Origin of the sequence: Terrabacter sp. Ter38 (genome assembly GCF_024519435.1) — a bacterium.
Classification (GTDB): Bacteria; Actinomycetota; Actinomycetes; order Actinomycetales; family Dermatophilaceae; genus Terrabacter.
Window position 1 is genome coordinate 49,015 of the sequence record NZ_JALJRZ010000003.1, and the last position, 20,131, is coordinate 69,145.

Here is a 20,131-nt window from a genome sequence, read left to right on the forward strand (position 1 = left end):
GTGCGTATGCCGTGTGCTTCCCCGGGTGCGGGCGGCGGCGTACGCTGACCGTGGCGTCCAGGGCGCCTCCGGTGCGCGGGAAGGGGCTCAGCCTCCCTGGGGCACGGCAGCATGCGGTCCGACCTCCTTTCGGCCCGACCAGCGCACGCGGGCACGACGAGAGGAGGCCGTCATGGCCCTGTCCCTGCCCCAGAACCCCGACCTCGAGCACCTGCGGCGCGATGCACGCAGCCTGCAGCGCGCCGTCCGGTCCGCCGAACCAGTCGCGCTGGGCCTCGTGTCCCGACTGCACCCCGAGGGGCTGCGAGGCGAGACGGCGTCGTTTGCCCTGGCCGACGCGCAGCTCGTCGTGGCGCGACGGCTCGGCTTCGCGAGCTGGCCACGGCTGCGCTCCTACCTGACGGCGGCCGCGGACCTGAGCCGCGACCCCGCCGCCCTTGACCCCGCGTCGGGTGGCGCCGACCGAGCCGACGGAGAGGCGACTGGCGAGTCCGCCTCTCTCGCAGCGGCGCTCGCCTGCCTGACGTACACGGACCGCGACGAGCCCGAGCGATGGGCCCGAGCGGCGCGGCTGCTCGCGGACGATCCGGATCTCGTGAACCGCGACGTCTTCCTCGCCGCGGCCGCCGGCGACGCGAATGCCCTGCGGGCGCACGTCGCCGCAGCGCGCGGAGCGGCCACCCGGGAGGGTGGGCCGTTCCGGTGGCCCCCGCTGCTCTACCTCGTCTACTCGCGCGTTCCGCAGGTCGACGCCATCGGCTCCGCGCGCGTCCTGCTCGACGCCGGCGCCGACCCCGACAGCGGCTACCTCTGGCAGGGGCTGCCCACCGCCTTCACCGCGCTGACCGGCGTCTTCGGCGAGGGCGAGATGGGACCGGGCCGCCAGCCCAGGCACCCGCAGTGGCGGCCCCTCGCCGAGCTGCTCCTCGAGCGCGGCGCCGACCCGAACGACCGGCAGGCGCTCTACAACCGGATGTTCAACCGCGACGACAGCCACCTCGAGCTGCTCCTCGAGCACGGTCTGGGGCACCCGGCGTCCGAGGTCTGGGCCCGTCGCACCGGCGAGCCCGCCGAGACGATCGACGAGATGCTCGCGCGGCAGGTCGAGTGGGCGCGCGCCCACGGTTTCGTCGACCGCCTCGCGCTCCTCGTCGCGCACGGCCTCGCGACACAGGGAGCGCTGCACCTGGCACCGGACGACGTGGTGGGTGACGACATCCCGGTCACCGGCACGTGGCCGGGTGACCCGAGGGTGCCTGACATCCATCGAGCGGCCACGCCCGAAGCCGTCCGCGCCGCCGTCGCCGCCGGCGCTCGCGTCGACAGCCTCCGCAACGGTCGCACGGCGCTGCATCAGGCGGCCTTCATGGACGACGTCGAGCTCGTCACCGCGCTCCTCGACGCCGGAGCCGACCCGACCGTCGTCGACGCGATGCACGGCACGACGCCCTACCGCTGGGCGGTCTGGGCCCGCGGCGAGCGCGCCGCGGCCGTGCTGCGCGACGCCGCCGGACGGCATACGCCAGGAGCCCCGCGACTCGAGGGCTAGCGTGTGGGCATGACGTCGAGCACGGCAAGCGAGGCGACGCCGAAGGGGCGCGGACGACGGCCGGGGGGCGCCGACACCCGTGCAGCCATCGTCGACGCAGCGCGAAAGTCCTTCGCGGCCAAGGGATACGACAAGGCCAGCCTGCGCGGCATCGCCCGCGACGCAGGCGTCGACCCGGCGCTCGTGCACCACTACTTCGAGGGCAAAGCGGGACTCTTCGCGGCCACGCTCGACGTGCCGGTCGACCCGGCCGAGCTCATCGCGCGCATCACGTCGGGTGACGTCGACCGGCTGGGGTGGCGGATCGTCGAGACCTTCCTGACGGTCTGGGAGCCGCCGGAGCGGCGTGACGCCCTCGTGGCGCTCGTCCGGTCGAGCATGACGAGCGAGGAGGCCGCGCGCATGCTGCGGGAGTTCCTCGGGCGCGAGGTCTTCGGCCGCATCGCCGCGAGCACCGGGGCCCCGGACCCGCAGCTGCGCGGCGCGCTGGCCGCGTCGCAGATGATCGGGCTCGTCGTGGCGCGCTACGTCATCCGGGTGCCGGCGCTGGCCGACGCGACGCGCGAGGAGCTCGTCGAGCGCATCGGACCCGTCCTCCAGCACCATCTCGTGGACAGGGTGCCCGAGCAGGAGTAGATTTCATCACATGGTGAATAACAGTGGTCCGGCGGTCGCCGTGAGCGGCCTGCAGGTCGTGCGCGGGAAGCGGCGGGTCATCCCGGGCCTCGACCTCGAGATCCCCGCCGGCCAGGTGGTCGGCCTGCTCGGGCCGTCCGGCTCGGGCAAGTCGACGCTCATGCGGTGCATCGTCGGCGTGCAGATCGTCGAGTCGGGCACCGTCACGGTGCTCGGCCATCCGGCGGGCTCGCCCACGCTCCGCGACCGCGTCGGCTACGTCACGCAGAGTCCCAGCGTCTATGCCGACCTCAGCGTCCGCGACAACGTCACTTACTTCGGTCGGGCCATCGGGCTGCGCGGCGCCGAGCTGCGCGAGGCCGTCGACCGCACCCTCGCCGAGGTGGACCTCGTGTCCTACGCCGACCAGCTCGTCCAGGACCTCTCGGGTGGTCAGGAGTCCCGCGTCTCCCTCGCCGCCGCGCTCGTCGGCCGGCCGAGCCTGCTCGTGCTCGACGAGCCCACCGTCGGCCTCGACCCGGTCCTGCGCCGTGACCTGTGGGACCTCTTCCGCCACCTCGCCGACCGCGGACACTCGCTCGTCGTGTCGAGCCACGTCATGGACGAGGCGACGCGCTGCGACCGGCTCGTGCTGCTCCGCGAGGGTCGCGTCCTCGCCGACGCCACGCCTGCCGAGTTGCTCCAGCAGACGGGCGCCGTCGATGCCGACGCCGCCTTCCTCGCCCTCATCGACGCCGAGACCGCCCGGTCCGGAGAGAGGAGCTCGTCGTGAACGCCGGACTCACCGCGGCCACCTCCGGCCGCGTCCTGCGCCAGGTGCGCACCGACCACCGCACCATCGGCCTCATCATCGTCGTGCCGTGCGTCCTGCTCGGCCTGCTCGCGTGGATCTACACCGGCACGCCCGTCTTCGACGCGATCGGCCCGGCCCTGCTCGGTGTCTTCCCGATGGTCGTGATGTTCATCGTCACCTCCGTCGCGACCTTGCGTGAGCGCCAGTCCGGCACGCTCGAGCGTCTCCTCACCACGCCCATGGGCAAGGGTGACTTCATGCTCGGGTATGCCGGGGCCTTCGGAGCGCTCGCCGTCGTGCAGGCCGTGATCGCAACGGGATTCGCGGTCTGGGTGTGCGGCCTCGGCGTTGCCGGGCCGGTGTGGCTGCTCGTCGTCGTCGCGGTGTTCGACGCCGTCCTCGGCACGGCGCTGGGCCTGCTCGCGAGCGGCTTCGCGCGCACCGAGTTCCAGGCGGTGCAGTTCATGCCCGCCTTCCTCCTGCCGCAGTTCCTGCTCTGCGGGCTGCTCATCCCGCGCGACCAGCTGCCGACCGTCCTCGAGTGGGTCAGCAACGTCCTGCCGCTCTCCTACGCCGTCGACGCGATGAAGGAGATCGCGCGCAATGCCGACCCTGTGACCGCGGTGCTGGGCGACCTCGGCATCGTCGCCGCCTTCATCGCCGGAGCCCTGGCCCTCGCCTCGCTCACCCTGAGCCGCCGCTCCGCCTGACGGCATACGCCACGTTCCGTGACCGGCCCGGCACGGGAGCCGCGTCCGGGGTTCGGCGGCCTGACTAGGGTTGGGGCATGCGCCTGGGCGTCATCGACATCGGGTCCAACACGATCCACCTTCTCGTCGTCGACGCACACCCGGGCGCGCAGCCGCTGCCTGCCTTCTCGCACAAGACCGAGCTCCGCCTCTCGGAGAGCCTCGAGGCCGACGGCAGGGTCAGCGATGCCACGGCCGGTCGGCTCGTCGCCTTCGTCCGCGAGTGCCTCGACGTCGCGGAGGACCAGGGCGTCAGCGACCTCTTCGCCTTCGCGACGTCGGCGCTGCGTGAGTCGCCGAACGGCGAGGAGGTCATCGAGCGGGTGCGCACCGAGACCGGCGTCGAGCTCGAGGCCCTGAGCGGTGCGGACGAGGCACGGATGACTTTCCTGGCCGTGCGTCGCTGGTTCGGCTGGTCGAGCGGGCGCCTGCTCGTCGTCGACATCGGCGGCGGCTCGCTGGAGCTGGCCTGCGGTCTCGACGAGGAGCCCGACGTGGCCCTCAGCCTGCCGCTGGGGGCCGGACGCCTGACCCGCGAGCGGCTGCCCGACGACCCGCCCTCGGAAGCGGTCGCCCGAGAGCTGCGCGCGCACGTCCGGTCATGCCTCGCCGAGCAGGTGCGACCGCTGCTGACGTCCGGCAGCCCCGACCGAGCGGTCGGGACCTCCAAGACGATGCGCTCGCTGGCCCGGATCGCGGGTGCCGCGCCGCGCGCGGACGGCCCGTTCGTGCGGCGGACCCTCTCGCGTGACGACCTCCACGAGATCGTCATCCGCGTCGGACGGCTCGACACGGCCGCGCGCTCGCACCTGCCCGGGGTGTCCGAGGGTCGCGCCCGGCAGCTCTACGCGGGGGCGCTCGTCGCCGAGGCAGCGCTCGACCTGCTCCAGGTCGAGCAGCTCGACATCTGCCCCTGGGCCCTGCGCGAGGGCCTCATCCTCCGTCGCCTCGACCACCTGACGTCGTGACGCAGCGGATCCACAGCGGCCGCATGGACCGGCCCGAACCCGCCCCGGGTGCGTGGCGCAGAATGGCCGCATGACCATCCGGGTCGGCCTGTCGACGGCCTCGCTCTACCCCGACAACGCGGCGACCGCCTTCGCGACCGCGGCGCGGCTCGGTTACGACGCGATCGAGGTCATGGTCTGGACCGACCCCGTGACGCAGGAGGCCGGTGCGCTGCGAGCGCTGTCCGAGCTGCACGCCCTGCCGATCGTCTCCGTGCACGCGCCCACTCTGCTGCTGACCCAGCGCGTGTGGGGGACCGACCCGTGGGGCAAGGTCGACCGCTCCATCGACCTCGCGCTGGAGGTGGGTGCCGGCACCGTCGTGCTCCACCCACCCTTCCGCTGGCAGCGGGAGTATGCCGCCGGGTTCGTCGACGGGGTGGCGCTGCGCGAGCACGAGTCGGGGATCAGGCTCGCGGTGGAGAACATGTATCCCTGGCGGACCGCGCGGCGCGAGGTCATGGCCTACCTCCCGCACTGGGACCCGGTGGGCCAGCCCTACGACCACGTGACGCTCGACCTCTCGCACACGGCGACCGCGGGGTCCGACGCGCTGCTCATGGCGCAGTCGCTCGGGTCGCGGCTCGCGCACCTGCACCTCGCCGACGGACTCGGCTCGTTCCTCGACGAGCACCTCGTCCCCGGACGCGGCGGCGAGCCGTGCGGCGCCGTGCTCGAGCACCTGGCCGACAGCGGCTGGAGCGGCGACGTCGTCGTCGAGGTGTCGACGCGCAAGGTGGGTCGGGACCAGCGGGAGGTCGACCTCGCCGAGGCGCTCGCCTTCGCGCGCCTCGCCCTCGTCCCGACCCGAGGCGCCAGCCGCATCTGACCGCCTCCACCCGGCAACACACCGAGCAGGTCACAACCCACCGCGATCCGATCCCGGTGGGTTGTGACCTGCTCGGTGTGTTGCCCGGAAGGGGCCTCTCCGGGGACGTCGGGAGGATCAGGCGGTCGCGGGGCGCCAGCCGCGAGGGCGCACCGAGACCATGTCGACGCTCGCGTCCGGGCCGGCGTCGATGGCCAGGCGCGCGGCCCGGACGACTGAGTCGACCTCGAGGTAGGAGCTCGGGTCGTAGTCGGCGCCCTCGAACTCCACGAGCTCGCGCTGCATGTCGGTGTCGACCCGGCCTGGGTGGAGCGAGGTGACGCGGACGCCGTGCTCGCGCTCCTCCTGCCGCAGCGAGTCGGTGAGTGCTCGGAGGGCGAACTTCGAGGCGCAGTAGGCGCCGGAGGCCGGGGTCGCCGTCAGGCCCGAGCCCGAGTTCACGGTGACGACGAGGCCGTGCGCGGCCCGGAGCGCCGGCAGGAGCGCGCGGGTCACGGCAGCGACGGCGACGACGTTGACGGTCATCGAGTCGGCCCAGTCCTGCACGGGCGAGTCGGCGACGGTGCCGTTGCGCAGGACGCCGGCCGAGTGGACCAGCACGTCGACACGCGGGAGGTGAGTGGCGAGCGCCGCGAGGGCGGTGTCGAGCGACCCGCCTGGGGAGCAGTCGGCGAGGTCGGCGACGAGCCCCTCCGCGGACGGGAGCGAGGCGACGACGTCCGCGACCGACGCGGCGCTGCGCCCGCCGACGACGAGGTGGTGGGTCGGGGCAAGGTCCCGCACGAGGGCGAGCCCGATGCCGCGCGTGCCGCCGGTGACGACCGCGACCGGACGCCTGTCCGGGTTCGTTGCGGGGGCGTCGGAGCGAGGCGCAGAGCTCATCCCGCCACCCTACGAGCCGAGACCCAACGACTGCGCCTCCTCCCAGAGGTCGTCGCGGACGCGCGGGTGGGCGCACTTCTCGATGATGTCGTGGCACTGGTCCTTCTCGCTGCGGCCCCACAGCGGCGCGACGCCCTGCTCGGTGACGATGGCGCTCTGCTGGAAGCTCGTGACCGGCTCGTCGAGCAGCGGCACGATCGTCGACACGTCGGCGCGGGGGTGCCACGAGCGGAGCGCGATGAACGACTGGCCACCTGCGGAGTGCAGCGCGCCGACGATGAAGTCCGTCTGCCCGCCGAAGCCGGAGTGGATGCGCGCGTTGATCCGCGAGGCGTTCGCCTGGCCGAAGAGGTCGACCTCGAGGGCGGTGTTGACCGAGGTCATCTGCCGCTGCGAGGCGATGAGGCCGGGGTCGTTCGTCTTCTCCGTGCGCATCATCCGGACGCGGGGGTTGCCGTCGAGCCAGGCGTAGAGGTCGGTCGAGCCGAAGCTGAACGACGTCACGAGAGGGTGGTCCGGATCGAGGGCCCCGGCCTCGTCGAGCGCGAGGACGCCGTCGGAGAACATCTCCGTCCACATCCGGATGCCTCGGCGGGAGGTCAGCGCAGAGAGCGTCGCGTCGGGCACCGCGCCGATGCCGAGCTGCATCGTCGCGCCGTCCTGGACCATGGCCGCCACGCGCTCGCCGATGAGCCGGCTCTCGGGGTCAGGCTCGGTCGCTGCGTGCGAGGGCAGCGGCACGTCGACCTCGACGACGAGGTCGACGTGCTCGAGCGGCACCTGGGCGTCGCCGAACGTGTAGGGCATCTGCGGGTTGACGACCGCGACGACGAGCCCGCCTCGGGCCCGGCACGCCTCGAGGGCAGCGGGCAGGACGTTGACCTCCAGGCCCATGCTGACCTGGCCGTCGCGAGGCGGCGCGCAGTGGAGCAGCACGGCGTCTGGCGGCAGGGCACGGCCGTAGAGCAGCGGCACGAGCGACAGACGCGAGGGCACGTAGCGCAGCCGGGGGTGCCGACGCATACCCGGTCCGACGAAGCACGTCTCGACGGTGACGCCCTCTCGGTCGGGAAGACCGGCGGGCGCGTTGAGCGCGTGCAGCACGTAGCTCGGCTGGGCCGCGTCGAGCGCCCGGACACCCTCCCAGGGGACCGCCATGTTGCCGCTGACGACGACACGGGGGTTGTCCGGGAGTGTTCGAAGCCGCTGGGTGAGCTCGTCGATCGTGGCCGTCCGCACTCCTTCATCCTCGCGCAGCGCACGCCAGGGCGAGGGTGTATGCCGTCCGGCGTGACGAACGTCGCCATCGACCCCCTGCGCGTGGCGGGGGTCAGGGCGGGTCGGCGACGGCGTGGAGCCGGCGGGTCAGCTGGCCTTCTTGGTGGCAGCCTTCTTCGCCGTGGTCTTGGCCGTGGACGTCTTGGCGGTCGTCTTCTTGGCCGTCGTCTTCTTCGCCGTCGTCTTCGTGGCCGCGCTCTTCGGCGTCGTGGCCTTCGCAGCCGTCTTCTTGGCGGGCTTCCCTTCGGCGGAGTCGGAGTCGGAGTCGGAGTCGGAGGCGCTCGAGCCGCCGGTCTTGGCGGCCTTGGCCTTGTCGACGCTGCGCTGCAGGGCCGCGAGCAGGTCGACGACCTCCGTCTCCTCGCCCTTGGCCTCGGGCGTCTCGGTGATGTCGCCGCCCTCGATCTTCGTCGCGACGAGCTGGGTCACGGCCTCGGCATAGTCGTCCTCGAACTCCTCGGGCTCGTAGTCGCCCGACAGCGAGTCGACGAGCGAGGAGGCCATGGCGAGCTCCTTGGCCGTCGCGTGCGTCTCCTCCGACAGGGACTCGAACTCGGGCGCGCGCACCTCGTCGGCCCACAGCAGCGTCTGGAGCACGATGACGCCGTCGCGCACGCGGAGCACGGCGAGCGTCATCCGGGTGCGCACCGACACGGTGACGAGTGCCATCCGGTCGGCCTTCTCGAGCGCGTCGCGGAGCAGGACGTAGGGCTTGAGGCCCGTCTTGTCGGGCTCGAGGTAGTAGCTCTTGTCGAAGAGCAGCGGGTCGATCTGCTCGGACGGCACGAACTTCTCGATCGAGATCTCCTTCGTCGACCGCGTCGGAAGGCTCTTGAGGTCCTCGTCGGTCAGCACGACCATCTGCCCGTCGGCGGCCTCGTAGCCCTTGGCGATGTCGGAGTAGGGCACCTCCTCGCCGTCGATCGAGCAGACGCGTTGGTACTTGATGCGGCCGCCGTCCTTCTCGTGGACCTGCCGGAACTGCACGTCGTGGTTCTCGGTCGCCGAAAAGAGTCGAACCGGCACATTGACGAGGCCGAACGACACGGCGCCTTTCCAGATGGCTCGCATGAGAACAAGAATGCACCCATGCGCCCCATGCTCGCGACGCCGACGACGACGATTCCTGTCGGCGACCGCTGGCAGCACGAGGTCAAGTGGGACGGCATGCGGGTGCTGGCCGACGTCGTGGACGGCGAGATGCGCCTCTTCTCCCGCACGGAGCGCGACGTGACCGTCGCCTTCCCGGAGCTGCGCGGGCTCGCGAACGAGTACGCCGACATGCTGCTCGACGGCGAGATCGTCTCGATGCGCGACGGCGTGCCGTCGTTCGCCGCGATGGCCGAACGGTTCCACGTGACCGACGCCCGCCGCGCCGCGATGCTCGCCGAGGCCGCGCCGGTCACCCTGATGACCTTCGACCTGCTGCGGCTCTACGGGGTCGACCTCATGCCGCGCACGTGGACCGACCGGCGCTCCACCCTCGAGCGGCTCGAGCTCGCCGCCTCGCGCTGGCAGACGCCGCCGACCTTCGCCGACGGGGCGACGCTGCACGCCGCCACGAAGGAGCAGGGCCTCGAGGGCATCGTGTCCAAGCGTGTCGACTCCGTCTACGTCCCCGGGCTCCGTTCCCCCTACTGGCTCAAGTCGCCCCACCGCGGCACGGTCTCCGTCGTCATCGGCGGGTGGCGACCCGAGGCCACGGGCACCGTGTCGAACCGTCTCGGGGCCGTCCTCGTCGGAGTCCCCGGGCCGGGCGGCCTGCGCTACCTCGGGCGCGTCGGGTCGGGCCTGGCCGGCAAGACGGGACATTCCCTGATGCGCGACCTGCAAGCCCTCACCTCGGACGAGTCGCCTTTCGCCACAGATGTCCCCGCCGAGGACTCGAACGGCGCGACGTGGGTGCTCCCGGTCCTCGTCGCCGACGTGCAGTCGCTGGGACTGAGCGGTCAGGGGAGACTGCGCCAGCCGGCATACAAGGGCCTGCGCAGCGACCTCACGCCCGGTGACGTCGACGACCACGGGGACGGTGAGTGATGGCCTACGTGCCGACCAAGGTGACCGTCGAGGTCGACGGCCGCCGGATGAAGCTGTCGAGCCTCGAGAAGGTGATGTATCCGAAGGCCGGCACGACCAAGGCCCAGGTCATCGACTACTACGCGCGCATCGCGCCGGCCATCCTTCCCCACCTGCGCGACCGCGCCGTGACGCGGATCCGCTTCCCGCACGGGGTCGGCGACATGCAGTTCTTCGAGAAGAACATCCCTGCGGGCACCCCGTCGTGGATCCGGCGGGCAGGACGCGACCCCGTCTTCCCCCTCATCGACGACCTCGCCGGGCTGACGTTCTTCGCCAACCTCAACTCGCTCGAGCTCCACGTCCACCAGTGGCGCTACGAGGGGGAGGGGCGCGACGCCATTCCGGTCAACCCCGACCGGCTCGTCATCGACCTCGACCCCGGGCCGGGCACCGGCCTGCTCGAGTGCGCCCGGGTCGCGCTCGTCGTGCGCGAACGGCTCGGCCGCATCGGGCTCGACACCGTCCCGGTGACCAGTGGCAGCAAGGGGCTCCAGCTGTATGCCGTCCTGCCCGGCGCGCACACGAGCGACGAGATCCGGGACACGGTCCAGCAGCTCGCGCAGGAGCTGACCAAGGCCCACCCCGACCTCGTCGTGTGGAAGATGGCCAAGGAGCTGCGCCCGGGCAAGATCTTCCTCGACTGGAGCCAGAACGTCGCCGCCAAGACGACCGTGTGCCCCTACTCGCTGCGCGGGCGTGACCGTCCGACCGTGGCGGCGCCGCGGTCGTGGGACGAGATCGAGGCGGGCGCCGAGGGTGGCGAGCTCGAGCAGCTGACGGCCGACGAGGTGCTCGACCGTGTGGCCCGGGACGGCGACCTGGCTGCCGAGATCACGGGATGAGTACTGCGGCGGCCGAGCTGGGCGACGCGGCGGCGGTCGCGCAGGACCTGACGGCACACGTCCTGCCCGTGGCAGGCGAGAGGGCCCAGCACGTCCGAGTGCCGGGCCCTCTCGGTTGCGTCGCTGACCGGGGTCAGTGCGCCTTGTCGTAGGCCGCCTGGACGTCGGCCGAGATGCGGCCCCGGTCCGAGACGGTGTGGCCGTTGGCGCGAGCCCACTCACGGACCGCGCCGAGGTCGCTGCGCTTGGCCGAGCCGGCGCCCGCACGACGACGCGTGGCGGCCTTGGCCGAACCCGCCCGACGTGCGTGACCGGTCCACGTCGCGAGGTCGTCGCGCAGCTTGCGGGCATTCTTGTCGGACAGGTCGATCTCGTAGGTGACGCCATCGAGCGCGAAGGTCACCGTCTCGGCAGCCTTTCCACCGTCGATGTCATCGATCAACACCACTTCGACACGCTGAGCCATGTTTCTCCATCTGAAGTTGTTGGTTAATTCGGAGGGGATTCCGCGAATACGCGATCCGCGGGCAGGATCAATTTAGCGCGAAGAGCCCGTACATGCATTTCCATGGCAAACAATGGCGCGGTCGATCACTAAAGAGATGCACCGGTGCGGGCAGGAATGACGGAAAGGCCGCGTTCCTGCCGTGACGGGTCCTTTGTCGGCGCCCCCGGTGTCGGGCGGCGCTCGGCCCTCGACTCCTGCCCTCGACTCCTGCGCTCGGCGCCGGAGCTCAGCGCTCCGTCGTCGGGGTGGCCTCGGCGCCCGGCGCGGCCGGCTGCGACGCCTCGTTGGCCGCAGCCTCGCGGCGGTCGTGCTCGGCCTCCCACCGGGCCTGCGCGAGGCGCTCGCGACGGTCTCCCTCGAGGATGCTCTTGATGACGAAGTAGAAGAGCGCGCCCACACCGACCGTCGGGACGATGGCGAGCACATAGGGCATGACCGATTCCATGCCGACATTTTCTCACGGCGCCACGGCGGCCCTCACGAGCGCTGTCGCACCGCCACCGTACGGTCGTGCCATGGCTACGAGGACGACGACCCGACGCACGCCCGGCTTCCGCTGCGGTGAGTGCGGGTGGACCACCGCCAAGTGGGTCGGTCGGTGCGGCGAGTGCCAGGCCTGGGGCACCGTGGCCGAGACGGGTGCGCCCACGGCCGCCCGCACCACGGCGGCCGCCGTCGTCACGCCCGCCCTGCGGATCGCCGACGTCGACGTGACCCGCGCGGCCGCGCGGCCCACCGGCGTGGCGGAGTTCGACCGCGTGCTCGGCGGTGGCCTCGTCCCCGGCGGGGTCGTCCTCGTCGCGGGGGAGCCCGGTGTCGGCAAGTCGACGCTGCTGCTCGACGTCGCCGCCCGGGCGGCCCGGTCGGGCTCCGAGGTCCTCTACATCAGCGGCGAGGAGTCGGCCGCCCAGGTACGCACGCGGGCCGAGCGCATCTCGGCGATGGCCGACACGCTCTACCTCGCAGCCGAGACCGACCTCGCGACGGTCCTCGGCCACGTCGAGGCCCGCTCGCCGGGCCTGCTCGTCGTCGACTCCGTCCAGACCATCGCGAGCGCCGACGTCGAGGGCCAGGCCGGCAACGTCTCGCAGGTCCGGGAGGTCGCCGGTGCCCTCATCGCGGCGGCCAAGGCGCGTGGCACCGCCGTGCTCCTCGTCGGCCACGTGACCAAGGACGGCTCGATCGCCGGTCCCCGGGTCCTCGAGCACCTCGTCGACGTCGTCATCCAGTTCGAGGGCGACCGGCACTCGCGGCTCAGGCTCGTGCGTGCCGTCAAGAACCGCTTCGGCCCCACCGACGAGGTCGGCTGCTTCGACCTGTCCGACGTCGGCATCACCGGGCTGGCCGACCCGAGCGGGCTGTTCCTGTCGACGCGTGACCATGCGGTGCCGGGCACGTGCGTCACCGTCACGCTCGAGGGTCGTCGACCGCTCGTCGCCGAGGTGCAGGCGCTGGTCGCACCGTCCACGCTGCCGTCGCCGCGACGTACCTCGAGCGGTCTGGACGCCTCGCGGCTCGCGATGATCATCGCCGTTCTCGACAAGCGGGCCGGGGCGCCGGTGGGTTCTCGCGACATCTTCGCGGCGACCGTCGGGGGCGTGCGCATCACCGAGCCCGCCGCCGACCTCGCCATCGTCTGCGCCGTCGCGTCGTCCGTCATCGACAAGCCCCTCGCCAGCGACGTCGTCGCCTTCGGTGAGGTCGGCCTCGCCGGCGAGGTGCGTCGCGTCACCGGTCTGGATCGCCGTCTCGCCGAGGCGGCCCGCCTCGGATTCCGTCACGCCCTCGTGCCCGCAGGCAGCCTGTCCGACTCCTCCGTGCCCAGCGGGATCCGTGCCGTCGAGGTCGCCGATGTCCCGCGGGCCATCGAGGCGATGGGACGCCTCGCCGGTGGACGGTCAACGAGCGCACCGGCCGTCGGCACCGTCTAGACTGCGACCGACCGGGTGGACGCGCTCGGCGCCCCCATTGCGAACAGGGAAGTGATGGACCGGAACGACGAGCTGCTGCTGCGTGCGGCCCTCGCCGCCGTGGCACCCGGAACGGAGCTGCGCGACAGCCTCGAACGCATCCTCCGTGGACGCACCGGAGCCCTCATCGTGCTCGGCTTCGACCGCGTCGTCGACTCGATCTGCACCGGCGGCTTCGTGCTCGACATGGAGTTCTCGGCGACCCGCGTGCGCGAGCTGTGCAAGATGGACGGCGCCGTCGTGCTCGACCGCGAGGGCACCCGCATCCTGCGCGCCGCCACCCAGCTCGTGCCCGACTCCCGCATCGAGACCACCGAGTCCGGCACGCGTCACCGCACGGCCGAGCGCGTGGCCAAGCAGACGGGCTTCCCCGTCATCTCCGTCAGCCAGTCGATGGGCGTCGTCGCCCTCTACGTCGGCGACCTCCGACACGTCATCGAGGGCTCGCCGACGACGCTCTCGCGCGCCGACCAGGCCCTCCAGACCCTCGAGCGCTACAAGGCCCGCCTCGACGAGGTCACGGGCACGCTGTCCGCGCTCGAGATCGAGGACCTCGTCACCATCCGCGACGTCACCGCGGTGCTCCAGCGCCTCGAGATGGTGCGGCGCATCTCGGCCGAGATCCAGGACTACGTCGTCGAGCTCGGCACCGACGGTCGCCTCCTCAGCCTCCAGCTCGAGGAGCTCGTCGGCGGACTCGGCAACGACCGCGAGCTCGTCATCCGCGACTACCTCCCGGCGACCAAGTCGGGCCTCACCCTCGGCGACGCGCTCGCCAACCTCCAGGCCCTCAACTCGGTCGAGCTGCTCGACCTCGCGGCGGGGGCCCGCGCCGTCGGCTTCTCGGTCGTCGGCGACAGCCTCGACGCCCCCGTGTCGCCGCAGGGCTATCGCCTCCTGACCAAGGTGCCGCGCCTGCCCACCGCGATCGTCGACCGGCTCGTGTCGCACTTCGAGTCCCTCCAGCGGCTGCTCGCCGCCGGCATCGAGGACCTCATGCTCGTCGAGGGCGTCGGTGAGGGCCGCGCCCGGGCCGTGCGCGAGGGCCTGTCGCGGCTCGCCGAGTCGAGCATCCTCGAGCGCTACGTCTGACCGGCTCCGCCGCCTCCTTCCGTATGCCGTCCCGCGAGGTCCCGCTGTCGTTGATCCACGAGCGCGTCAACGCCTGGTACGCCGAGTCCGGGCGCAAGGAGCTGCCGTGGCGGGAGCCGGACGCCAGCCCCTGGGGCGTCTTCCTCTCCGAGGTGATGTCGCAGCAGACCCCGCTCGCCCGGGTCGAGCCGATCTGGCGCGAGTGGATGGAGCGGTGGCCGACGCCGGCCGACCTCGCGGCCGCTGCACCGGGAGATGCAGTGCGCGCCTGGGGACGGCTCGGGTACCCCCGGCGCGCCCTGCGGCTGCACGAGGCGGCACGGGTCATGGTCGAGCGTCACGGTGGTGAGGTGCCGGACACCCCCGCTGGCCTGTTGGCGCTCCCCGGGGTCGGTGCCTACACGGCTGCGGCCGTGTCGTGCTTCGCGTTCGGCATCCCCGAGGTCGTCGTCGACACCAACGTCCGGCGCGTGCTGGCCCGCACCCTCGAGGGCAAGGCGTTCCCGGGCCTCACGCTCAACCGCGCCGAGGCGCGGCTCGCCGCCGACTCGATGCCGACCGAGGGCGACGCCGCGAACACGTGGAACGTCGCCGTGATGGAGCTCGGCGCTCTCGTCTGCGTCGCCCGAGGCCCACGCTGCGACGAGTGCCCGGTCGCCGACCTGTGCGCCTGGAACGTCGCCGGCCGGCCGGCGTACGACGGGCCGCCCCGGCGGGGTCAGTCCTGGCACGGGACCGACCGCCAGGTCCGCGGCGAGCTGCTGCGCCGTCTGCGCGACGCCCACGCGGCACTACCACTCACTCGTCTCGAGGACTCCGCCGACGACCGGGTGCAAGTCATGCGCTGCCTCGACTCGCTCGTCGCCGACGGTCTCGTGGAGCCCATGTCGCGCAAGAGGTTCCGCCTGCCCGCCTGACCCGGCGTCCTCTCTCCCCGGTCAGGTGAACGACCAAACGCCCCTCGAGCGGGGCGGGGCGCTCACTGCAGTGAGCGGGCGACGGAGTCAGACGTTGCCGAGGACGGCGCGCACGTCGATGGCGATCACCACGCGCTCGGGGTTGGGGCGAGGCTCGCGGTAGCGGGCGGCATACCTCTGCTCGGCGTCGGTGACCGAGGCCGGATCGTCGACGATGCGGGCGGTGCCCTCGAGCGAGAGCCAGTGGCGCCCGTCGACCTGGCACAGCACGGCTGCACACCCGGCGAGCGCGTTGCGGGCCTTGCGGCTGTGGCGACTCGTGATGACCCGGGCGACCGACGTCTCGGGGTCCCACGTGAAGCCGACCGGCACGACATGGGGCGAGCCGTTGGGCCGCACGGTGGTCAGCGTCGCGAGGTGACGCACCGACATGAACTCGAGGGCCTCGGGGGAGAGGTCGCGCGGAAGGGTGGCCACCTGCGACAGACTACGAGAGCCCGGCAGGTCACCGGCGCACCCCGTTGATCCCGGGCCGTCCCGTCGGTAGCGTGGCCCCTTGTGCCTGCCCCCGTCCGTGCGTCGTGAAGACCTTCTGGCTGCTCCTCCGAGCCGGCTTCAGGAGGCACTCGACCTACCGGCTGGCGCTGCTGGCCGGGATGACGACGAACTCGGTCTTCGGCTTCATCCGCGCCTCGATCCTGCTCGCCGCGCTCGCGTCGGCCGGCACGGCCATCGGCGGCTACGACGCCCCGACGACGATCGCGTTCGTCTGGTGGGGTCAGGCGCTGCTCGGCACGGTCAACCTCTGGGGCTTCGCCGAGGTCAAGGACCGTGTCCGCACCGGTGACATCGCCGTCGACTTCCTGAGACCGGTCGACCCGCAGATCGCCTATCTCGCAGGCGATCTCGGACGCGCGGGCATCAACCTCATCGGTCGCGGAGTGCCCGCGCTGCTGCTCGGCGCCCTCCTTTTCGACATGGCGTGGCCACCGTCCGCCGTCAGCTGGGCCGCGGGTGCCGTGTCGATCGTGCTCGCCGTGGTCGTCGCTTTCTCGGGCAACTTCGTCATCAACCTGCTCGCCTTCTGGCTCGTCGAGATCCGCGGCATCACGCTGCTCTGGATGATCACGGGCGGCCTGCTCTGCGGTCTCTACCTGCCCGTGCCGTGGTTCCCGGACTGGCTGCGCACCATCGCCAACTGGTCGCCGTTCCCGTCGATGCTGCAGAACCCCATCGACATCCTCGCCGGACGCGTCGTCGGGCACGACATCGCGTCCGCCGTCGGGGTGCAGGTCTTCTGGGCCGTCGCGCTGCTCGCCCTCGGCCAGGTCGTGCTGCGCGCGGGTCGTCGACGTCTGGAGGTGCAAGGTGGCTGAGACGACGCTCTCGCAGCGGCTGCGCCCCTACCGGGTGCTGCTCGCGTCCCGCGCCCGGGCGCAGATGCAGTACCGCGCCTCGTTCGTCACCGACATCCTCGGGACCGTCGGTGTGGGGCTCGCCGAGTTCGCCGAGGTGTGGGTGATCTTCCACAACGTCGACGTGCTCGGTGGGCTCGACTTCACGGCGGCCCTGCTCGTCTTCGCACTGTCCAACCTGGCCTTCTCGCTCGCCGACATGTTCGTCGGTCACCTCGACCAGCTGCCGCGCTACATCCGGGCCGGCCAGGTCGACGCGTTCTACGTACGTCCGCTGCCGCTGCTCGCCCAGCTGATGACCAGCGACCTGTCCCTGCGAAGGGTGGGCCGGCTGTCCGTCGCCCTCGTCGCGCTCGGCGTCGCCCTGACGACCGCCGACATCGCCTGGTCGCCGGCCACCGTGGCGCTCATCGTGCTCACCGTGGTCAGCGGCACCGCGATCTTCTCGGCCCTGTTCACGGCTGCGGGGGGACTCCAGTTCTTCCTCGTCGACGGCGCGGAGTTCACCAACGCCTTCACCTACGGCGGGTCGTATGCCGCCCAGCAGAGCCAGCAGGTCTTCCCCGACCCGCTGCGGATCTTCTGGACGTTCGTCGTGCCGACGGCCTTCGTCGCCTACATCCCGGCCGTTGCGATCCTCGGCCTCGACGACCCGCTGGCGCCGTCCTGGCTCGCATGGCTCACCCCCGTCGCCGGGCTGCTGGCCTGGGGCATCGCCGCCACGTGCTGGCGCCTCGGCACTCGTCACTACCAAGGAGCAGGCGGATGAGCATCATCGAGACGCGGGACCTCGTGCGCGACTTCAAGAAGACGCGGGCCCTCGACCGGATGACCTTCTCGGTCGAGGCCGGCGAGGCCGTCGGCTACATCGGGGCGAACGGCGCCGGCAAGTCGACGACGATCAAGATGCTGACCGGCATCCTCAAGCCCACCTCCGGTCACGTGCGCACCTGCGGGCTCGACCCGATGCGGCAGCGGGTCGAGGTGGCCCGGCGCATCGGGGTCGTCTTCGGTCAGCGCTCGCAGCTCTGGTGGGACCTGCCGCTGCGCGACTCCTTCGCGATCCTCGGGGCCGTCCACCGGATGGACGAGACGGCGACGCGGGCACGCACCGACCTGCTCGTCGAGCAGCTGGAGATGGGTCCGCAGCTGGGGACGGCAGTGCGCTCGCTGTCGCTCGGCCAGCGGATGCGTGCCGAGATCGCCGCTGCCCTGCTGCACTCACCGGAGCTGCTCATCCTCGACGAGCCGACGATCGGCCTCGACGTGCTCTCGAAGCAGCGTCTGCGCGAGTTCCTCGTCGCCGAGCGCCAGGAGCAGGGCACGACCCTGCTCCTGACGACGCACGACATGGGAGACATCGAGCGGCTCTGTGACCGGGTCCTCGTCGTCGACCACGGCCGGCTCGCCTTCGACGGCACCCTGACCGGGCTCGCGGGCACGGTCGGCGCGCAGCGCATCCTCGTCATCGACCTCGCGCAGCCGACACCCGATCTCGCCGACGTCCCCGGCGCGACCCTGGTCGAGAGCGAGTCGGACGGGCTGCGCCAACGGCTCTCCTTCGACGCCGAGGCCACGACGGTCGCGGCCGTGCTCGCCCACGTGTCCTCGCGCCACGAGGTGCGCGACCTGACGATCGAGGAGCCGGACATCGAGGACGTCGTCCGGCGCATCTACGCGGCCTCCGGACGCGGCTGACGTCAGCGCCGAGAGGCCACGTCCCGGTTGGTGGCCTCTCGACGGTGGGGAGGCGGCGGGACGTGGCCTCTCGACGGTGGGGAGGGGGCCGGACGTGGCCTTTCGACGGTCAGAGGGTGCGGAGCATCCGGGTGTTGCCCAGGGTGTTGGGCTTGACGCGCTCGAGGTCGAGGAACTCGGCGACGCCCTCGTCGTAGGAGCGCAGCAGCTCGGCGTAGACGTCCATCGGGACGGCCTGACCCTCGATGACCTCGAAGCCGTGCCGGACGAAGAAGTCGGTCTCGAACGTCAGGCAGAAGAGCCGCTCGACGCCGATCTCTCGCGCGTCCTCGACGAGCGCCTCGAGCAGGCGCCCGCCCAGACCGGAGCCGAGCTGGTCCGGGGCCACCGCGAGAGTGCGGATCTCGGCGAGGTCCTCCCACATGACGTGGAGGGCGCCGCAGCCGACGACGCGGCCGTCGAGGTCGGCCACCCGGAACTCCTGGAGACTCTCGAAGTAGGTGACCGCCTCCTTGCTGACGAGCACCCGACGCTCGGCCAACGGCGCGACGAGGGCCCGGATGGCGCGGACGTCGGAGGTGCGGGCCCGCCGGATGACGGGCGTGCCGCCGCTCACGAGAGGTTCCCGTCGCGGAACTCTGCGAAGAGGGTGCGGGCCTGCCTGCCGAGCACGACGATCGACTGCTGGCCGGCCCATCCGAAGGCCCCCTGGGCGACGCCCCTGCCGACCTGGAGCGGGCTCAGCTGGTGGAGACCGGCGGCGAACGTGAGGATCTGCTCGGCCGAGAGGTTGCTCCGACCGACCGCGCTGAAGCTCGTCAGCGCCGAGGGGATGGCGATCGGCCCGGCGAGCTTGGCCTTGATCGCGGCGGCGAGGATGACCTCTCCCTGATGGCGCGACCTGCCGAAGTCCCCATCGGGCAAGGTCTTGCGCTCGCGGGCATAGGCGAGCGCCTCGGCGCCGGACAGCGTCTGGGCGCCGGCCTTGATGACGAGGTTCTTGGCGTGCGAGGCCACGACCGTCCTGGGGATGACGATCGGGATGCCGCCCTCGTCGTCGACGATCTTCTTGAACCCGGTGAAGCCGAGGACGACGTAGCCCTCGACGGGAAGGCCGGTCACGGACCGGACGGTGCTCACCTGCGCGCGGGGGCCTCCGAACACCATGGCCGAGTTGATCTTGCCCTTGCCGCCGGTGGCCAGCGGGACCCACAGGTCGCGGGCCATACCCATGACGCCGCCACCACCTTTGCCGTCGATGCCGATGACCTGGAGCACGTCGGCGCGGGTGCGCTCGAGCGGCTGGCCCTGACGGGCGTCGGAGCCGATCGCGAGGACCCAGCGCGGCCCACCACCGAGGCTCGGCTTCGCGACCCCGAGCGACGGCCACCATCCACCGACGACCTTCCATGTCGGCCCGACGGCGAGCGTCACGTCGTCGCCGGCGGTGACGACGGCGACGGGTGTGCCCATCCACGAGCCGACCTCGGCCCTGGCCGTGACCGGTCCGGGGGACGCCGTGCGCGTCCTGAGGGCAGCCGCGGCGGAGGGGGAGGAAGTACGCGTGAGGTCGCCGCCGGCATACACCGTCGAGACCAGCGCGGCCAAGGGCGCTGGCGCCCCGCTCACGCGGACCCCCGAGGACGAGGGTGCGGACGTGGCGCCGTCGGACGAGGCGGACGCTCCGGTCGGCGCGCCGGTCCCGCTCGGTGCCACCGTCGAGCAGCCGGCGAGCGCCATGGCGACAGCAGCCGAAACGGCCCCGGCACGCGCCAGGACGAACCGCCGCGTGCGGGCCGGGCGACGGGTGTCGGCGGGCATCGCAGACGGCTGGCGGACGTCGGTGGGGCGGCGCTGGGAGGTCACCGCCCCACCGTAGACGACCGG

Annotated in this window: 22 protein-coding genes; 14 read left to right on the forward strand and 8 right to left on the reverse strand. The window is 72.1% G+C overall.

Annotated elements, in window-relative coordinates; genetic code table 11:
- Positions 1-172 precede the first annotated feature (172 nt).
- From NR112_RS07580 to NR112_RS07605, 6 genes are all read left to right on the forward strand, one after another.
- Positions 173-1,549, forward strand: coding sequence for an ankyrin repeat domain-containing protein (locus tag NR112_RS07580; RefSeq protein ID WP_256793385.1), 1,377 nt, complete (start codon positions 173-175; stop codon positions 1,547-1,549).
- Positions 1,550-1,558: 9 nt separating this feature from the next.
- Positions 1,559-2,185 (forward strand): TetR family transcriptional regulator, encoded by a 627-nt coding sequence (locus NR112_RS07585; RefSeq protein ID WP_256793386.1) that lies wholly within the window; start codon positions 1,559-1,561, stop codon positions 2,183-2,185.
- A gap of 10 nt (positions 2,186-2,195) precedes the next feature.
- Positions 2,196-2,957 carry an ABC transporter ATP-binding protein gene (locus tag NR112_RS07590; RefSeq protein WP_256793388.1) on the forward strand — a complete coding sequence of 254 codons (762 nt, stop codon included), beginning with the start codon at positions 2,196-2,198 and terminating at the stop codon, positions 2,955-2,957.
- Entirely contained in the window at positions 2,954-3,688 is a 735-nt protein-coding gene (locus tag NR112_RS07595) for an ABC transporter permease (protein ID WP_056773583.1), read from the forward strand. Before NR112_RS07590 ends, NR112_RS07595 begins: the two co-directional genes overlap by 4 nt.
- A 77-nt stretch (positions 3,689-3,765) precedes the next feature.
- The gene (locus tag NR112_RS07600; protein WP_256793389.1) at positions 3,766-4,695 is read left to right on the forward strand and encodes a Ppx/GppA phosphatase family protein; all 930 of its coding nucleotides are present in this window, start codon (positions 3,766-3,768) and stop codon (positions 4,693-4,695) included.
- Positions 4,696-4,765: 70 nt separating this feature from the next.
- Positions 4,766-5,563 (forward strand): sugar phosphate isomerase/epimerase, encoded by a 798-nt coding sequence (locus tag NR112_RS07605; RefSeq protein ID WP_256793390.1) that lies wholly within the window; start codon positions 4,766-4,768, stop codon positions 5,561-5,563.
- Positions 5,564-5,680: 117 nt separating this feature from the next.
- Here NR112_RS07605 and NR112_RS07610 read toward each other — a convergent pair whose 3' ends face one another.
- The 3 genes from NR112_RS07610 to NR112_RS07620 form a co-directional block, all read right to left on the reverse strand.
- Positions 5,681-6,445, reverse strand: a complete 765-nt coding sequence (locus NR112_RS07610; protein ID WP_256793391.1) for an SDR family oxidoreductase — start codon at positions 6,443-6,445, stop codon at positions 5,681-5,683.
- Between the two features lie 9 nt (positions 6,446-6,454).
- Positions 6,455-7,684 (reverse strand): acetyl-CoA hydrolase/transferase C-terminal domain-containing protein, encoded by a 1,230-nt coding sequence (locus tag NR112_RS07615; protein WP_256793392.1) that lies wholly within the window; start codon positions 7,682-7,684, stop codon positions 6,455-6,457.
- A gap of 126 nt (positions 7,685-7,810) precedes the next feature.
- Positions 7,811-8,794, reverse strand: coding sequence for a Ku protein (locus tag NR112_RS07620; protein ID WP_256793393.1), 984 nt, complete (start codon positions 8,792-8,794; stop codon positions 7,811-7,813).
- Positions 8,795-8,812: 18 nt separating this feature from the next.
- On the opposite strand from NR112_RS07620, the gene ligD (NR112_RS07625) reads away from it, so the two are divergent.
- Positions 8,813-9,760, forward strand: coding sequence for a non-homologous end-joining DNA ligase (gene ligD, locus NR112_RS07625; RefSeq protein WP_256793394.1), 948 nt, complete (start codon positions 8,813-8,815; stop codon positions 9,758-9,760).
- Positions 9,760-10,644: a non-homologous end-joining DNA ligase gene (gene ligD, locus NR112_RS07630; protein ID WP_256793395.1), complete on the forward strand. Its 885-nt coding sequence runs from the start codon at positions 9,760-9,762 to the stop codon at positions 10,642-10,644. The genes ligD (NR112_RS07625) and ligD (NR112_RS07630) overlap by 1 nt, the downstream gene beginning before the upstream one ends.
- 133 nt (positions 10,645-10,777) lie before the next feature.
- Here ligD (NR112_RS07630) and NR112_RS07635 read toward each other — a convergent pair whose 3' ends face one another.
- Together NR112_RS07635 and NR112_RS07640 are read right to left on the reverse strand one after the other, a co-directional pair.
- Positions 10,778-11,110, reverse strand: a complete 333-nt coding sequence (locus tag NR112_RS07635; RefSeq protein WP_256793396.1) for an Lsr2 family protein — start codon at positions 11,108-11,110, stop codon at positions 10,778-10,780.
- Between the two features lie 268 nt (positions 11,111-11,378).
- Positions 11,379-11,597: a hypothetical protein gene (locus NR112_RS07640; RefSeq protein WP_256793397.1), complete on the reverse strand. Its 219-nt coding sequence runs from the start codon at positions 11,595-11,597 to the stop codon at positions 11,379-11,381.
- A gap of 70 nt (positions 11,598-11,667) precedes the next feature.
- On the opposite strand from NR112_RS07640, the gene radA reads away from it, so the two are divergent.
- From radA to NR112_RS07655, 3 genes are read left to right on the forward strand one after another with little or no spacing between them, the layout of a single operon-like run.
- The gene (gene radA, locus NR112_RS07645; RefSeq protein ID WP_256793398.1) at positions 11,668-13,083 is read left to right on the forward strand and encodes a DNA repair protein RadA; all 1,416 of its coding nucleotides are present in this window, start codon (positions 11,668-11,670) and stop codon (positions 13,081-13,083) included.
- A gap of 54 nt (positions 13,084-13,137) precedes the next feature.
- A complete protein-coding gene (disA, locus tag NR112_RS07650; RefSeq protein ID WP_256793399.1) occupies positions 13,138-14,214 on the forward strand; it encodes a DNA integrity scanning diadenylate cyclase DisA in 1,077 nt (358 codons plus the stop codon).
- 23 nt (positions 14,215-14,237) lie between these two features.
- Positions 14,238-15,131: an A/G-specific adenine glycosylase gene (locus tag NR112_RS07655; RefSeq protein ID WP_256793400.1), complete on the forward strand. Its 894-nt coding sequence runs from the start codon at positions 14,238-14,240 to the stop codon at positions 15,129-15,131.
- 87 nt (positions 15,132-15,218) lie between these two features.
- On the opposite strand, the gene NR112_RS07660 is transcribed toward NR112_RS07655, so the two are convergent.
- The gene (locus NR112_RS07660; RefSeq protein WP_308336571.1) at positions 15,219-15,608 is read right to left on the reverse strand and encodes a PPOX class F420-dependent oxidoreductase; all 390 of its coding nucleotides are present in this window, start codon (positions 15,606-15,608) and stop codon (positions 15,219-15,221) included.
- Positions 15,609-15,712: 104 nt separating this feature from the next.
- Here NR112_RS07660 and NR112_RS07665 point away from each other — a divergent pair, with 104 nt between their 5' ends.
- The 3 genes from NR112_RS07665 to NR112_RS07675 are packed head-to-tail and all read left to right on the forward strand — an operon-like array spanning position 15,713 to position 18,244.
- Entirely contained in the window at positions 15,713-16,507 is a 795-nt protein-coding gene (locus tag NR112_RS07665; protein ID WP_256793401.1) for an ABC-2 family transporter protein, read from the forward strand.
- Positions 16,500-17,315: an ABC transporter permease gene (locus NR112_RS07670; RefSeq protein WP_256793403.1), complete on the forward strand. Its 816-nt coding sequence runs from the start codon at positions 16,500-16,502 to the stop codon at positions 17,313-17,315. The genes NR112_RS07665 and NR112_RS07670 overlap by 8 nt, the downstream gene beginning before the upstream one ends.
- A complete protein-coding gene (locus NR112_RS07675; protein ID WP_256793404.1) occupies positions 17,312-18,244 on the forward strand; it encodes an ATP-binding cassette domain-containing protein in 933 nt (310 codons plus the stop codon). The genes NR112_RS07670 and NR112_RS07675 overlap by 4 nt, the downstream gene beginning before the upstream one ends.
- A gap of 109 nt (positions 18,245-18,353) precedes the next feature.
- On the opposite strand, the gene NR112_RS07680 is transcribed toward NR112_RS07675, so the two are convergent.
- Both NR112_RS07680 and NR112_RS07685 read right to left on the reverse strand, forming a co-directional pair.
- Positions 18,354-18,860: an amino-acid N-acetyltransferase gene (locus NR112_RS07680; protein ID WP_256793405.1), complete on the reverse strand. Its 507-nt coding sequence runs from the start codon at positions 18,858-18,860 to the stop codon at positions 18,354-18,356.
- Positions 18,857-20,110 (reverse strand): LCP family protein, encoded by a 1,254-nt coding sequence (locus tag NR112_RS07685; RefSeq protein WP_256793406.1) that lies wholly within the window; start codon positions 20,108-20,110, stop codon positions 18,857-18,859. The genes NR112_RS07680 and NR112_RS07685 overlap by 4 nt, the downstream gene beginning before the upstream one ends.
- Positions 20,111-20,131 lie beyond the last annotated feature (21 nt).